Genomic DNA, 13,653 nt, shown 5'->3' with positions numbered 1-13,653 from the left:
CCGCTACCGCCAAGCCCGCCTCGATAATTTGGCGATGGCTTCTGTTGACCCCCACCCCAGCGCGGCGTCTCCCGCCGGCACCCCCCACATCGTCATCATTGGCTGCGGCTTCGGCGGGCTGGAAACCGCCAAGGCGCTGGCAGGTGAGGCGGTGACGGTCACGCTGATCGACCGCACCAACCACCATTTGTTCCAGCCGCTGCTCTACCAGGTGGCCACGGCCGGCTTGTCGGCACCATCGATTGCCGCGCCGGCGCGCCATCTGTTCCGCGACCAGGCCAACCTGACCACGCTGATGGGCGAGGTCACCCACATCGACCTGGCGGCGCGTCGGGTGGCGTTGCGCACCGGGCAAACTCTGGGCTACGACCGCCTGGTGGTGGCGGCCGGCAGCACCCACAGCTACTTCGGTCACGACGACTGGGCCGCCCATGCGCCGGGGCTGAAAACGCTGGAAGACGCGTTCGAGATCCGCCGCCGCATCCTGCTGACCTTTGAAGCGGCCGAGCGCGAGCAAGACCCGGCGCGCCGCGCGGCCCTGCTGACCTTTGTGGTGATCGGCGCCGGCCCCACCGGGGTGGAGATGGCCGGCACCATGGCCGAGATCGCGCGCCACACGCTGCCGGGCGAGTTCCGCCGCATCGACCCCGCCAGCGCCCGCGTGATGCTGGTCGAAGGCGGGCCCCGGGTGCTGCTGGCCATGCCGGACGAACTGAGTGAAAAAGCCCGCCAGCAGCTGGTCAAGCTGGGTGTGGAGGTCAGGCTCAACACCCGGGTCACGGCCATCGACAGCGAAGGCCTGCAGGTGGAATCAGGCACGGACAAGCACCGGATAGACAGCGGCTGCATGGTCTGGGCCGCGGGGGTGGCGGCCTCGCCGCTGGGCCGGCTGCTGGCCTCGCAATTGCCAGAAGGCGAGGCACTGGTTGACCGCGCCGGCCGCGTCAAGGTCACGCCGCAGCTGACGCTGCCCGGCCACCCCGAGGTGGCGGTGATCGGCGACCTGGCCGCCGCCATGAGCCACCTGCCGGGCCGCGAACCCCGGCCGGTGCCCGGCGTGTCACCGGGCGCCAAGCAGATGGGGCGCTGCGTGGCGGCCAACATCCGCCGCGAGCTGCGCGGCCAGCCGGCGCAGGCCTTTCGCTACAGCGACTACGGCAACCTGGCCACCATCGGCCGCAACGCCGCGGTGGTGGACCTGGCCACCCCCCTGGGCCCATGGCGCTTCAGCGGCTACTTCGCCTGGCTGTTCTGGCTGTTCGCCCACGTCTACTTTTTGATCGGTTTCCGCAACCGCACGGTGGTGCTGATCGACTGGGCCTCGGCCTATTTCAGCTTCCAGCGCCAGGCCCGTGTGGTGGCCGGTGGCGACAGCCCACCGCCCCCCACGCCGGACGCCTGAGCGTCAGCGCGGCGGCGGGTTGGCGGCCAACTCGCCTTCCTGCAGCTGGCGCCACATCACCTTGCCGCTGCCGCTCTTGGGCAGGGCCGTGGCGAACTGCACCACCCGCGGCGCCTTGTACACGGCCATGTGTTCGTGGCACCAGGCCACGATGTCGGCCTCGGTGGTGGCCTCGAAGCCGGCGCGTTTCACCACCACCGCCTTGACCGACTGGCCGCGGTAAGCGTCGGGTGTGGCGATCACGCAGGCCTCCTGGATGGCCGGGTGGCGGAACATCAGCGCCTCGACCTCGGCCGGCCAGACCTTGAAGCCCGAGGCGTTGATCATGCGTTTGAGCCGGTCGGTCAGAAAGTAGTAGCCGTCGGCGTCCACATGGCCCAGGTCGCCGGTGCGGAAATAACGCTCGCCTTCAAAGTCCACAAACACCTGGGCCGTGGCCTCGGGCCGCTTCCAATAGCCGCTGAACACACTGGGCCCACGCACGATGATTTCGCCCTGTTCACCCACGGCCATGCGCTGCAGCGTGTCGGGGTCGACCACCGCCGCCGCCACGCCGACAAAGGGCACACCCAGGCATTGCTGCTTGGGCGCGTCGGGCGGGTTGGAGTGGGAGGGTGCGGCGGTTTCGGTCAGGCCATAGCCTTCCACGTAAGCCAGGCCCAGCTCGCTCAACAGCCGCTGCGCCACCGCCTGCGGCATGGCCGCGCCGCCGCCGCCGATGTAGACCAGGCTGGACAAATCAAAGCGGCCCAGGTTGGGGCTGGCCAGCAGGTCAATCACCATGGTGGGGATGTTGGTCCAGTGCGTGACCTTCCAGCGGCCGATCAGGTGGCCGGCCAGCTCGCGGTCCCAGCGCGGCAGGATGACCAGCGTGGCGCCGGCAAAGATGGACGAGTGCATGCCCGACACCATGCCGGTGATGTGGAACATGGGCACCACCATCAGCGTGGTGCTCGTGGGGTTGCTCTGCACCCACAGGCTGGCCGCCATGGCGTTGTGCATCACCGTGGCATGCGGGTGCATGCAGCCCTTGGGCAGGCCGGTGGTGCCGCTGGTGTAAGGCAGCAGCGCCAGGTCGTCCGGCCCGGCCTCGATGGGGGGTGGCGGCGCGGTGCAGGCCAGCGCGTCGACCCAGGCGTGAACCTGGCCGCCTTGCAGCGCAGGCAAGGGGTGGCGGGGCAGCAGCCAGGGCTGCCAGGCGGCAGGGGGCGCGTCGTCGCCGGCGGTGTCGGGGTCAAAGGCGTCGGTGTACTGCGTCACCACCAGGTGGGCCAGCCGCTGCGCGGCGGGCAGGCTGTCGCTGCTGCGGGCCAGCTCGTCGGCCAGGTCGCCGGTGGTGATGGCCACGCGGGCGTCGGGGTCGGTCAGCAGGTGGCGCAGCTCCTCGCTGCGGTTCATGGGGTTCACCGGCACCACCACCGCGTTGACGCGCAAGATGGCGAAATGCGCCACCACCAGCTGCGGGCAGTTCTGCATCACCAGCAGCACCCGGTCGCCGCGCCGCACACCGCAGGCATGCAAATGGGCGGCCAGGCGCTCGGCCTGGGCGGCCAGCTCGGCGTAGCGGGTCACCCGGCCGAAAAACACCAGCGCCGGTTTGGTCGGGTAGCGCAAAGCGTTCACCGCCAGGTTGTGCCACAGCGAGGTGGCCGGCGGCTGAATGCTCAGCGGCACCCGCTTGGGCCAGACGCGGTGGTGGGCGGGCGGTGGGCGCAGGGTCATGCAAAGTCTCCAGAACGGCGGCGACCGAATCCTTGCAGAATACCGGAGCGGGCCGCAGGGCGGTGGCTTCCCTTGTCGCTGCAGAGACCCCCGCGCCACGCTGCCACACAATAGCCCCATGCCCCGCTTTCTGCCCCGTTCTCGGCTGATGTGCTGCGCCCTGCTGCTGGGCCTGGTGGCTGCCCATGCCCAGGCCGCCACCACGCTGGACCAGGTGCGGGCCCGTGGCCAGCTGGTCTGTGGCGTCAACACCGGTCTGGCCGGTTTTGCCGCGGTGGGCTCGGACGGCGAATGGCGTGGCCTGGACGTGGACACCTGCCGCGCCGTGGCCGCTGCGGTGCTGGGCGACGGCCGCAAGCTGCGCCTGGTGCCGCTGAACGCGCAGCAGCGTTTCACCGCTCTGCAGTCGGGCGAGATCGACCTGCTGGCCCGCAACACCAGCTTCACGCTGGGCCGCGACACCGCACTGGGCCTGGCCACCACCGCCGTGACCTATTACGACGGCCAGGCCTTCATCGTGCCCACCCGGAGCGGCCTGACCAGCGCCACCCAGCTCAAGGGCGCCACCGTCTGTGTGCAGTCCGGCACCACCACCGAGAAAAACCTGGCCGACTTCTCGCGCGCCCATGGCCTGGGCACCCGGCCGGTGGTGTTCGACAAGTTCGAGGCCGCCACCAGCGCCTACTTTGCCGGCCGCTGCGGTGCCTACACCACCGACGCCTCCGGCCTGGCGGCGGTGCGGCAAAAGGCGGTGCGGCCCACCGACCACCGCATCCTGCCCGAGCTGATTTCCAAGGAGCCGCTGGGCCCCATGGTGCGGCGCGGCGACGAGGCCTGGGGCGCCATCATCAAATGGGTGGTGATGGGCTTGATCGAGGCCGAAGAACTGGGCCTCACCGCGGCCAACGCCGACAGCCAACAGGCCAGCGCCGACCCCGCCATCCAGCGCCTGCTGGGCAGCGGCGAAGACCTGGGGCGGCCGCTGGGCCTGGACAAGGCCTGGCTGCTGCGCGCGCTGCGCACCACCGGCAACTACGGTGAGATGTTCGAGCGCAACCTGGGCCCACAGTCGCCGATCGGCCTGCCGCGCGGCCTGAACCGGCTGTGGACCCAGGGCGGCCTGATGTACGCGCTGCCGCTGCGCTGAGCCCCACCGTGACGCCACCCCCACCCCGTTCACCGCGCCCGGACTGGGCCGTCTGGGCCTGGCAGGCACTGGCTGTGGCGCTGCTGGCCTGGGGCCTGTGGCTGCTGACGCGCAACACCCTGGCCAACATGGAGGCCCGTGGCATCCAGAGCGGCTTTGATTTTCTGCGCCAGCGCGCCGGCTTCGACATCGGCGAAGGCCTGCTGCCCTTTGACGCCGCCGACAGCTATGGCCGCGCCTTTGTCGCCGGCCTGGCCAACACCCTCAAGGTGGCGCTGCCGGCCATCGTGGCCGCCACGCTGCTGGGCACGGCGCTGGGCATCGCCCGCCAAGCCCCCAGCCTGCTGTTGCGCGGGGTGGCCTCGGCGCTGGTGGAGCTGTTTCGCAACCTGCCGCTGCTGCTGCAGTTGCTGATGTGGTACTTGCTGTTGATCACCACGCTACCGGCGATGGAAGCGCCCTGGTTGGCCGGCCCGCTGGCGCTCAACAAGGCCGGCCTGCACCTGGCGCTGGCCGGCCTTTCCTGGAGCCTGAGCCCGGAGTTCCTGGCCCTGGGCTGGGGCCTGAGCCTGTACACCGCGGCCTTCATCGCCGAGATCGTGCGGGCCGGCCTGGGGGCGGTGCAGACAGGCCAGCACGACGCCGCCTGGGCCCTGGGCCTGAGCCGCGGCCAGGCCTTGCGCCATGTGGTGCTGCCACAGGCGCTGAAAGTGGCCGTGCCGCCGCTGACCAACCAGTGGCTGAACCTGACCAAGAACTCCTCGCTGGCGGTGGCCATCGGCTACCCCGACCTGGTGTCGGTGGCCAACACCGCGATCAACCAGACCGGCCGGGCACTGGAATGCCTGGTGGTGGTGATGGCGGTCTACCTCTGCACCTCGCTGCTCACTGCCTGGCTGATGCAGCGCGTCAATGCCCGCGCCCTGCGGGGCCATGGCTGACATGGCGTCCACCGTGCAAACCCAGCCCATTGCGGCCCGCCCGCCGCCGCCCGTGCCCGGTGGCCTGCGGGTCTGGGCCCACCGCCATCTGTTTGGGAACCGTGCCACCACCGTGGCCACACTGGTGCTGGCCGCGCTGCTGCTGGCCGGGCTGCCGCCGCTGGCCGACTGGGCGCTGTGGCGCGCGGTCTGGCAGGGTGGGCCGGAGGGCTGCCGTGCGGTGGGGGCCGGCGCCTGCTGGGCGGTGGTGTGGGACAAGCTGCGGCTGATTGTGTTCGGCCGCTACCCTCTGGGCGAACAGTGGCGGCCGCTGCTGGCCACCGTGCTGATGCTCATGGCGCTGGTGTGGAGCGCCTCGCGCCGCCTGCGCGCGCGTGGCCTGGTGGCCTTGTGGCTGCTCACGCTGCCGCTCGCTGGCCTGCTGATGGGCGGCGGCCCGGCGGGCCTGAGCCGGGTCGACACCGCGCGCTGGGGCGGCCTGCCGCTGACCGTGATGCTGGCCACCTTGGCCAGCGCGCTGGCCTTTCCGCTGGCGCTGCTGCTGGCGCTGGGCCGACAGTCCAGCCTGCCGGTGCTGCGCACGCTCAGCACCGTGTTCATCGAGTTCGTGCGCGGCGTGCCGCTGATCACCGTGTTGTTTGTCGCCTCCTTCATGCTGCCGCTGTGGATGCCGCCCGGCGTGGGCATCGACGTGCTGCTGCGGGTGCTGGTGGGCATCACGCTGTTTGCCGCCGCCTACATGGCCGAGGTGGTGCGCGGCGGGCTGCAGGCCGTGCCGCGCGGCCAGGTGGACGCCGCCACCGCGCTGGGCATGGGCTACTGGGCCCGCCAGCGCTGGGTGGTGTTGCCGCAGGCGCTGGCCACGGTGGTGCCGGGGCTGGTGAACAACTTCATCGGCATCTTCAAGGACACCTCGCTGGTGACCATCGTCAGCCTGTACGAGCTGACCGGTGCGCTGGACCTGGCGCTCAACGCCGACGCGCTGTGGCGGCCCTACAAGCTCGAAGGCTATCTGTTCATCGGCCTGATTTACTTTGGTTTTTGTTTTGCGCTGTCGCGCTTCAGCCAGCGGCTGGAGCGGCGGCTGGCCCGCCAGCCATGAACAGCCCCATGGTGAGTTTCGAGCGGGTCAACAAATGGTATGGCGCCAGCCATGTGCTGCGCGACATCGACCTGCAGGTGGCGCGCGGCGAGCGGCTGGTGGTCTGTGGCCCGTCGGGCTCGGGCAAGTCCACGCTGGTGCGCTGCATCAACGGCCTGGCACCGCACCAGCAGGGCCGGCTCACGGTCGACGGCCTGGTGGTGGGCGACGACCCAGTGGCGCTCGACCAGGTGCGGCGCCGGGTGGGCATGGTGTTCCAGCAGTTCAACCTCTTCCCCCACCTGTCGGTGCTGGACAACCTGACGCTGGCGTTGCGGCTGGTGCAACGCCAGCCGCGCCGCGAGGCCGAGGCGCTGGCCATGGTGCAACTGCAACGGGTGCGGCTGGCCGACCAGGCGCCCAAGTTCCCGGCCCAGTTGTCGGGTGGCCAGCAGCAGCGGGTGGCGATTGCGCGGGCGCTGTGCCTGCAACCCACCCTGCTGCTGTTCGACGAACCCACCTCGGCGCTGGACCCGGAGATGGTGCAGGAGGTGCTGGACGTGATGGTGGACCTGGCCGGCCAGGGCATGACCATGGTCTGCGTCACCCACGAAATGGGCTTTGCCCGCGCGGTGGCCGACCGGGTGGTCTTCATGGACCAAGGCCAGCTGATCGAGCAGGCCACACCGGCTGAGTTTTTCGGGCGGCCGCAGCACCCGCGCAGCCAGGCCTTTGTGGCCACGGTGGCCCACCGCCCATGAAAAAACCCGCCGGTTGGCGGGTTTGTCGGGGAGCGCGGGGACGCTCAGGCCAGCACGAGCAGCGCCACGCGGCGGTTTTGGGCCCGGGCCTCGCGGCCCTTGCCCTTGGCCACCGGCTGGCTGCTGCCGTAGGAGATGACGTTCATGCGGTGCAGCGGGATGCCGGCGTTGTGCAGGTAGTCGCGCACGGCTTCGGCGCGCTCCAGGCCCAGCTTCTTGTTGTAGTCCTTGGGGCCGACCTGGTCGGTGTGGCCCTGGATTTCGATGTAGGTGCCGCCGCGGTTCTCGGCCTTGAGCTTGCTGACCAGCTCGTCGAGCGCCGCGGTGGCGGCCGGGGCCAGCGCGGCCTTGCCGTTGCCGAACTTGACCTGGTCGTCGTTCAGCGTGACCTCGTAGACCAGCTTGCCTTCGGCCAGGCGGTGGGCGGCGTTGGCGCGGTCCAGCGCGTCCTGGGCCAGCTTGCTGGTGCCAGCCAGGGCCGACTCGGCGCTGCCGATGCGGGCGTCCAGGCTGGACAAACGGGTGTCCAGACGGAACACGTCGCCGTCGGTCCGTTTGGACAGCGCGGCGGTTTGCTCACGGACGAAATCTTTGGTGGCACAGCCCGACAGCACCGCAAACACACCGGCCAACAGCATCGAATAAGGCACAAATCTCACGGCAATTCCTTGGTAGAGCAGCCGGTTTCCCCCGGCCATGGATCGCGGCATTTTACCAGAGTAGGCCTTTGGTACTCAGGCCTGCGGCCGGGTCGGCGGCAGCGGCCGACCGATTCCACGACAATGATGGGATGCTTGGCCCCTGCACCCTGTTTGCTGGCACAGCCCCGCGGTGTGGCCCGGGGGCGCGGCGGTGAAGCGGCTGCCACCGGTGCTGTTCATCCTGGCCGCCGGCAACCTGGTCATCGGCAGCGGGGCCTTTGGCCTGGCCGGCATCCTGCAGCCCATCAGCGAGACCCTGGAGGTCAGCGTCGCCGCCGCCGGCCAGTCGATGACGGCCTACGCTTTTTCCACCGCCCTGCTGGCGCCGCTGGTGCTGCTGGCCACCGGCCGCTGGTCGCGCCGGGCCGTGCTGTTGCTGGGCCTGGCGCTGTTCATGGCCGGCGCCGCCGGTGCGGCGCTGGCCAACTCGCTGCCAGCGCTGTTGCTGGCCCGGGTGCTGATGGGGGCCGGCGCGGTGTTCACCCCGGTGGCGGCCGGCATCGCGGTGGCCACGGTGCCACTGGCCCGGCGCGGCCAGGCGCTGTCGCTGACCTTTCTGGGCATGAGCATGAGCTATGTGGTGGGCCTGCCGCTGGTGGCCTGGCTGGGCGAACACCAGGGCTGGCGGCTGCCGCTGTGGGGCATTGCCGGCGCCGCGCTGGCCATGGGCCTGTGGGTGATGGCGGCAGTGCCACGCCACATCGACGCGCCGGGCGCCAGCTTCGACGGCCTGGGCGCGGCGCTGAAGCATTCGGAGGTGCGGCGCACGCTGGCCTTCACCGCGCTGTACTTCAGCGCCATCTTCACCGTGTTTTCCTTCATCACCCCGGTGCTGCGGGCGCTCAACCCGATGACGGCCTCGCAGCTGTCGCTCACCTTAATGGGCTTTGGTCTGGCCGGCATGGCGGGCACGCTGTCGGGCGGCTGGGCCAGCGACCGCTTCGGCGCCGTGCCCACGCTGCGCTGGCAGCTGGCGGTGTTTCTGGCGGCCATGCTGGCCGTGCCCTTGACCCAGGGCTGGCCACTGGCCACGGTGGCGGCCTTCATGGTCTGGGGACTTTCGGGCTTTGGCATGATGTCGCCCCAGCAGTCGCGGCTGGCCGCGGCCGTGCCCAGCCAGGCGCCCATGCTGATCAGCCTCAACGCGTCCATGCTGTACTTTGGCACCGCCATCGGCGCGGCGGTGGGCGGCGCGGCCAGCGGCTGGCTCGGCATGGCCCAAATGCCCTGGCTGGGCGCCGCCTACGCCGTCCTGGGCGCATTCACTTTCTGGAGACCCCGGCCATGAGCCTGACCCCCACCCTCGGCGCGCTGCAAGCCGCCTTCGACCGCCTGCGCCAGGGCGATTTGGGCATTGCCGCCTTCTCGGACCAGGCCCGCGCCCAGACCGCGCTGCTGGCCGCGCTGCCGCCGCGTTACGGCGAGGTGCTGCTTCAGCTGCTGGACCGCTTGGAGTCGAGTGCGCTGTTCTCGGAAGAAAGCTGCTCCTTCAGCCAGCGTGACCTGTTCGACAGCCTGCAGCTGTGGCTGGACAAGGCCGCCGGCCAGTGGCCCGCCGAGTCCAATGCCACCGCACGCTGAGCCCGCCATGTCCGCCCACTGCGCCCACGACGCCGGCACCGGCAGTGCCGACCCCCGCTACCGCCGCGTGCTGTGGTGGGCGCTGGTGCTGAACGCCGCGATGTTTGCCATCGAGGCCGTGGCCGGGCTGGAGGCCAGCTCGGTCTCGCTGCTGGCCGACGCCATCGACTTCTTTGGCGACGCCGCCAACTACGGTGTCTCGCTGTCGGTGCTGGCCATGCCACTGCTGTGGCGCAGCCGCGCCGCCCAGCTCAAGGCGGCCTGCATGCTGGGCTTTGGCCTGTTTGTGCTGGCCCGCGCGCTGTGGGCCTTCTGGCATGGCGAGGCACCCGAGGCCGCCACCATGGGCCTGGTGGGCCTGCTGGCGCTGGCGGTCAATCTGGGCGTGGCCTGGATGCTGTACGCCTGGCGCGAGGGCGACGCCAACATGCGCAGCGTCTGGCTGTGCTCGCGCAACGACGCCATTGGCAACCTCGCGGTGATGGGCGCGGCGCTGGGTGTGGCTGGCACCGGCCGCAACTGGCCCGACCTGCTGGTGGCGGTGGGCATGGCCAGCCTGGCGCTGTGGAGCGGTGTCAGCGTGCTGCGCCACGCCCGGCAGGAACTGGCCGCCACCGACCCCCACGCCGGCCACTCGCACTGAAGCCGGCGGCCAGTTGACCGGCCGCAAGGGAACTTGCAGGCCCACGGCTTATCATCCACACCATGCGTGTGTTGTTGCTTGCCCTGATGATCGTCCTGCTGCCGCTGCGCGGCTGGGTGGGCGACGCCATGGCCATGGCCACGCTGGCACCGGCGGTGCATCAGGTCCAGGCCACCGAGGTGCACGCCGACCACGAAGCCATGGCGGCCATGGACACCGAGGCCACGCCCTGCGGCGACCACGCGTCGGCTGACACCGACGCGGGCTGTGGCCACTGTGTAGCCTGCGATGTGTGCCATTCGGCGGTTCACACCCCCGCCACGCTGGGCGCGCTGCTGGCCTTGGCCCCGGTGGCCCCGGTCGCCCATGCCCCCCGCTTCCCCGCCAGCGCCGAGCGCGCGGCCGGCTTCAAGCCCCCCATTTCCTGAGTCCCACGCCCGAGGTGCGTCTGCCGTCCGGCCCGGGGCGGCTGCGCGGTGTGTGTTTTCAGGAGATGACCATGACCCCTGTTGTGACTGTTCGCTGGCGCTTGGCCGCTGGCCTGGCCTGGGCCGCTGTGGCCCCGTTGTCGGCGCTGGCCGCGCCACCGTCCATCGCCGACCCCACGGTGTTTGTGCCGCCAGCCCGCTACCGCTCGGTGTTTGTTGACACCCCTACCGGCGTGGAGCAAGGCAGCACCGACTGGGTCAAGGCCAACGCCACCGTGGGCCCCGGGCACCCCAGCCCAACGGACCTGCCGCAGCCTGCGGCGACCCCGCCCAGCCCGCCCAGCCCGCCCACCGCAGCCCCGGCTCCGGGCGCCGTGCCGCCCGCGCACACCCACCACCACTGAGGCCCGCCATGCCCTTTGCCCGATTCCCCTTGGCGGCAGCCCTGCTCACCACACTGCTGGCCGGCTGTGCCACGGTGTCGCCCGACGGCCAGCGCGCTGCGGTGCAGGCCCTGGTGGCCGACCGCACCGGCGTGGCGGTGTCGCTGGCCGCGCCCAACGAACAGAGCGCGGCGCTGGTGGCAGAGCTGCTGGCCCAGCCTTTGACCGGCGACGCGGCGGTCAAGGTCGCGCTGCTCAACAACCCCGGCCTGCAGGTGGCGTTTGCCCAGCTGGCCATCAGCGACGCCGACCGTGCCCAGGCCGGCCGGCTGCCCAACCCCCATCTGGCGCTGGCCTCGCTGCGCGAGGGCGAGCTGCGCACCTTCAACCGTGCCATCGGCTTCGACGTGCTGGGCCTGCTGACCCTGCCCTGGCGCAGCGCCTGGCAGGGCCAGCAAACCGAACTGGCGAAACTGCAGGCCGCACAAACCGTGGTGCGGCTGGCGGCCGACACCCGCAAGGCCTGGGTGTTGGCGGTGGCCGCGCAGCAGACCGCCGCCTATTTGCGCGACGTCAAGGAGGCCACCGAGGCCGGTGCCGAACTGGCCCGGCGCATGGCCCAGGTGGGCAACTGGTCGCGGCTGCGTCAGGCCCAGGAGCAGCTGACGCTGGCCGAGGCCACCGCCCAGCTGGCCCGGGCCGAGTTGAATGCCCGCAGCCAGCGCGAACGGCTGGTGCGGCTGCTGGGGCTGTGGGGCACGCAAACCCAGTTCACGCTGGCCGAACGCCTGCCCGAGCTGCCCGCCGCACCGCGCGAGATTGCCGATGTCGAGGCCCAGGCCATCAACCGCCGGCTGGACGTGTTGAGTGCGGTCAATGCCTCACGCTACGTGGCCGACTCGCTGGGCTACACCCGGGCCAGCGGCGTGGTGAACGCGCTGAGCATCGGCTTCGAGAGCAACCGCAGCGTCGACGGGGCCACCGGCGCCCGCTCGGTCGAACGCGGCCCCACGCTGGAACTGAGCCTGCCGGTGTTTGACTGGGGCAGCGCCCGCAACGACCGGGCCCAGGCGATCTACCTGCAGTCGGTGGCAAGGGTCGGCGAGGTGGCCGGCCAGGCCCGCAGCGAGGCCAGAGAGACCTACCTGGGCTACCGTACCGCCTACGACCTGGCGCGCGCCTACCGCGACGAGGTGGTGCCGCTGCGCCGCTTCATCGCCGATGAAACCAACCTGCGCTACAACGGCATGTTCGTCAGTCTGTGGGAGCTGTTGGCCGAGAGCCGGCGCAGCGTGCTGGCGGTCAACAGCGCCATCGAGGCCCAGCGCGATTTCTGGCTGGCCGACACCGATCTGCAAACCGCGCTGACCGCCACCTCGCCCGGCGGCCTGCAAGCCCTTTCCGCCCCGCTGCCCACCGGCGGCGACGCCACCCAAGGACATTGAGATGCACAGACGCCATTTCGTCACCGGCGCCGCGCTGGCGGCCGCCTCCGTCAGCCGGGTTGCGCTGGCCGCGCTGCCGGAACCGGTGCTGCGCGACCACAGCGCCACCGCGCCGCCCTTGTTGCCCGCCAGCGGCCGGCCCTACAACCCGGTGGTCACGCTGAACGGCTGGACCCTGCCCTGGCGCACGAACCAGGGTGTGAAGGAATTTCACCTGGTGGCCGAGCCGGTGGTGCGTGAGATGGCGCCCGGTTTCAAGGTCAACATGTGGGGCTACAACGGCCAGAGCCCCGGCCCCACCATCGAGGTGGTGGAAGGCGACCGGGTGCGCCTTTTCGTCACCAACAAGCTGCCCGAACACACCACCGTACATTGGCATGGCCAGCGCCTGCCCAACGGCATGGACGGCGTGGGTGGCGTGACCCAGCCACAGATCGCGCCGGGCAAGACCTTTGTCTACGAGTTTGTCGCGCGCCGGCCTGGCAGCTTCATGTACCACCCGCATGCCGACGAGGCGGTGCAGATGGCCATGGGCATGATGGGCCTGTGGGTCACCCACCCCAAGGGCGCCCACCCGCAGATCGACAAGGTCGACCGCGACTTCTGCTTTCTGCTCAACGCCTTCGATGTCGACCCCGGCAGCATGACGCCCAAAATCATGACCATGCTGGACTTCAACATCTGGGGCTGGAACAGCCGGGTCTTTCCCGGCATCGACACGCTCAACGTGCGCCAGGGCGACCGGGTGCGCATCCGCGTGGGCAACCTGACCATGACCAACCACCCCATCCATTTGCACGGCCACGAGTTCCAGGTCACCGGCACCGACGGCGGGCCGGTGCCGCGCAGCGCGCGCTGGCCCGAGGTCACCACCGACATCGCGGTGGGCCAGATGCGGCAGATCGAGCTGCTGGCCGACGAGGAAGGCGACTGGGCCTTGCATTGCCACAAGAGCCACCACACCATGGGCGCCATGGGCCACAACACCCCCACCATGATCGGCGTCGACCACCGCGGCCTGGTGCAGAAAATCCAGAAATTGGTGCCCGACTACATGGTGATGGGCGAGCGTGGCATGGCCGACATGGGGGCGATGGAAATGCCATTGCCCGACAACACGCAGCCGATGATGAGCGGCGCCGGCCCGCACGGCGCGGTAGAGATGGGTGGCATGTTCTCGCTGCTCAAGGTGCGCAAGACCCAGAAGCCGGGGGATTACAGCGACCCCGGCTGGTACACCCAGCCACCCGGCACCCAGGCCTTTGAATGGACCGGCGCCCTGCCCCAGCCGGCCCGCTTTGCCTCGGAGGGCGGCACGGCCATGCCGCTGAACCAGGCGCTGAACCCACCGATCCAGGTCGACGCCCGCAAGCCGGGCGGCCACGCCGGGCACGGCGGGCACTGAACACCCCCAACAC

The 13,653-nt window shown here is 70.5% G+C and carries 14 protein-coding genes; 12 read left to right on the top strand and 2 right to left on the bottom strand.

The window, feature by feature from the left end:
• The first annotated feature begins 34 nt into the window (after positions 1-34).
• Complete coding sequence (locus AC4BAR_RS02685) at positions 35-1,402, top strand: NAD(P)/FAD-dependent oxidoreductase (protein ID WP_490626269.1); 1,368 nt, start codon at positions 35-37, stop codon at positions 1,400-1,402.
• Between the two features lie 3 nt (positions 1,403-1,405).
• On the opposite strand, the gene AC4BAR_RS02680 is transcribed toward AC4BAR_RS02685, so the two are convergent.
• Entirely contained in the window at positions 1,406-3,124 is a 1,719-nt protein-coding gene (locus tag AC4BAR_RS02680) for a long-chain fatty acid--CoA ligase (RefSeq protein WP_490626268.1), read from the bottom strand.
• A 118-nt stretch (positions 3,125-3,242) separates the two neighbouring features.
• Between AC4BAR_RS02680 and AC4BAR_RS02675 the strand changes: the two genes are divergently transcribed.
• The 4 genes from AC4BAR_RS02675 to AC4BAR_RS02660 are packed head-to-tail and all read left to right on the top strand — an operon-like array spanning position 3,243 to position 7,054.
• Positions 3,243-4,271, top strand: coding sequence for an amino acid ABC transporter substrate-binding protein (locus AC4BAR_RS02675; RefSeq protein ID WP_490626267.1), 1,029 nt, complete (start codon positions 3,243-3,245; stop codon positions 4,269-4,271).
• A gap of 8 nt (positions 4,272-4,279) precedes the next feature.
• A complete protein-coding gene (locus AC4BAR_RS02670) occupies positions 4,280-5,212 on the top strand; it encodes an ABC transporter permease subunit (protein WP_490626266.1) in 933 nt (310 codons plus the stop codon).
• A gap of 1 nt (position 5,213) precedes the next feature.
• Complete coding sequence (locus AC4BAR_RS02665) at positions 5,214-6,314, top strand: amino acid ABC transporter permease (RefSeq protein WP_490627175.1); 1,101 nt, start codon at positions 5,214-5,216, stop codon at positions 6,312-6,314.
• Positions 6,311-7,054, top strand: a complete 744-nt coding sequence (locus AC4BAR_RS02660) for an amino acid ABC transporter ATP-binding protein (protein ID WP_490626265.1) — start codon at positions 6,311-6,313, stop codon at positions 7,052-7,054. The genes AC4BAR_RS02665 and AC4BAR_RS02660 overlap by 4 nt, the downstream gene beginning before the upstream one ends.
• Before the next feature lie 44 nt (positions 7,055-7,098).
• On the opposite strand, the gene AC4BAR_RS02655 is transcribed toward AC4BAR_RS02660, so the two are convergent.
• Positions 7,099-7,713 (bottom strand): OmpA family protein, encoded by a 615-nt coding sequence (locus tag AC4BAR_RS02655; protein WP_490626264.1) that lies wholly within the window; start codon positions 7,711-7,713, stop codon positions 7,099-7,101.
• Between the two features lie 193 nt (positions 7,714-7,906).
• Between AC4BAR_RS02655 and AC4BAR_RS02650 the strand changes: the two genes are divergently transcribed.
• The 7 genes from AC4BAR_RS02650 to AC4BAR_RS02620 all read left to right on the top strand — a co-directional run bounded on the left by AC4BAR_RS02650 (position 7,907) and on the right by AC4BAR_RS02620 (position 13,640).
• A complete protein-coding gene (locus tag AC4BAR_RS02650) occupies positions 7,907-9,043 on the top strand; it encodes an MFS transporter (RefSeq protein ID WP_490626263.1) in 1,137 nt (378 codons plus the stop codon).
• Positions 9,040-9,336, top strand: a complete 297-nt coding sequence (locus AC4BAR_RS02645) for a hypothetical protein (protein WP_490626262.1) — start codon at positions 9,040-9,042, stop codon at positions 9,334-9,336. Before AC4BAR_RS02650 ends, AC4BAR_RS02645 begins: the two co-directional genes overlap by 4 nt.
• Positions 9,337-9,343: 7 nt before the next feature.
• Positions 9,344-9,979, top strand: coding sequence for a cation efflux transmembrane domain-containing protein (locus AC4BAR_RS02640; RefSeq protein WP_490626261.1), 636 nt, complete (start codon positions 9,344-9,346; stop codon positions 9,977-9,979).
• A gap of 62 nt (positions 9,980-10,041) precedes the next feature.
• Positions 10,042-10,407, top strand: a complete 366-nt coding sequence (locus AC4BAR_RS02635) for a hypothetical protein (RefSeq protein ID WP_490626260.1) — start codon at positions 10,042-10,044, stop codon at positions 10,405-10,407.
• Between the two features lie 71 nt (positions 10,408-10,478).
• The gene (locus AC4BAR_RS02630) at positions 10,479-10,811 is read left to right on the top strand and encodes a hypothetical protein (RefSeq protein ID WP_490626259.1); all 333 of its coding nucleotides are present in this window, start codon (positions 10,479-10,481) and stop codon (positions 10,809-10,811) included.
• An 8-nt stretch (positions 10,812-10,819) separates the two neighbouring features.
• Positions 10,820-12,235 (top strand): TolC family protein, encoded by a 1,416-nt coding sequence (locus AC4BAR_RS02625; RefSeq protein ID WP_490626258.1) that lies wholly within the window; start codon positions 10,820-10,822, stop codon positions 12,233-12,235.
• Position 12,236: 1 nt separating this feature from the next.
• Positions 12,237-13,640, top strand: coding sequence for a multicopper oxidase family protein (locus AC4BAR_RS02620; RefSeq protein ID WP_490626257.1), 1,404 nt, complete (start codon positions 12,237-12,239; stop codon positions 13,638-13,640).
• Positions 13,641-13,653: the final 13 nt, after the last annotated feature.

The organism is Rhodoferax sp. SPJ4 (genome assembly GCF_058216275.1).
This window is presented reverse-complemented; position numbering and strand designations above follow the sequence as displayed.

Excerpts from the sequence above, each read along its gene's own strand:
- AC4BAR_RS02685 (WP_490626269.1), top strand. The coding sequence starts at position 35 with ATGGCTTCTGTTGACCCCCACCCCAGCGCGGCGTCTCCCGCCGGCACC.
- AC4BAR_RS02680 (WP_490626268.1), bottom strand. The coding sequence starts at position 3,124 with ATGACCCTGCGCCCACCGCCCGCCCACCACCGCGTCTGGCCCAAGCGG.
- AC4BAR_RS02675 (WP_490626267.1), top strand. The coding sequence starts at position 3,243 with ATGCCCCGCTTTCTGCCCCGTTCTCGGCTGATGTGCTGCGCCCTGCTG.
- AC4BAR_RS02665 (WP_490627175.1), top strand. The coding sequence starts at position 5,214 with ATGGCGTCCACCGTGCAAACCCAGCCCATTGCGGCCCGCCCGCCGCCG.
- AC4BAR_RS02660 (WP_490626265.1), top strand. The coding sequence starts at position 6,311 with ATGAACAGCCCCATGGTGAGTTTCGAGCGGGTCAACAAATGGTATGGC.
- AC4BAR_RS02645 (WP_490626262.1), top strand. The coding sequence starts at position 9,040 with ATGAGCCTGACCCCCACCCTCGGCGCGCTGCAAGCCGCCTTCGACCGC.
- AC4BAR_RS02640 (WP_490626261.1), top strand. The coding sequence starts at position 9,344 with ATGTCCGCCCACTGCGCCCACGACGCCGGCACCGGCAGTGCCGACCCC.
- AC4BAR_RS02635 (WP_490626260.1), top strand. The coding sequence starts at position 10,042 with ATGCGTGTGTTGTTGCTTGCCCTGATGATCGTCCTGCTGCCGCTGCGC.
- AC4BAR_RS02630 (WP_490626259.1), top strand. The coding sequence starts at position 10,479 with ATGACCCCTGTTGTGACTGTTCGCTGGCGCTTGGCCGCTGGCCTGGCC.
- AC4BAR_RS02625 (WP_490626258.1), top strand. The coding sequence starts at position 10,820 with ATGCCCTTTGCCCGATTCCCCTTGGCGGCAGCCCTGCTCACCACACTG.
- AC4BAR_RS02620 (WP_490626257.1), top strand. The coding sequence starts at position 12,237 with ATGCACAGACGCCATTTCGTCACCGGCGCCGCGCTGGCGGCCGCCTCC.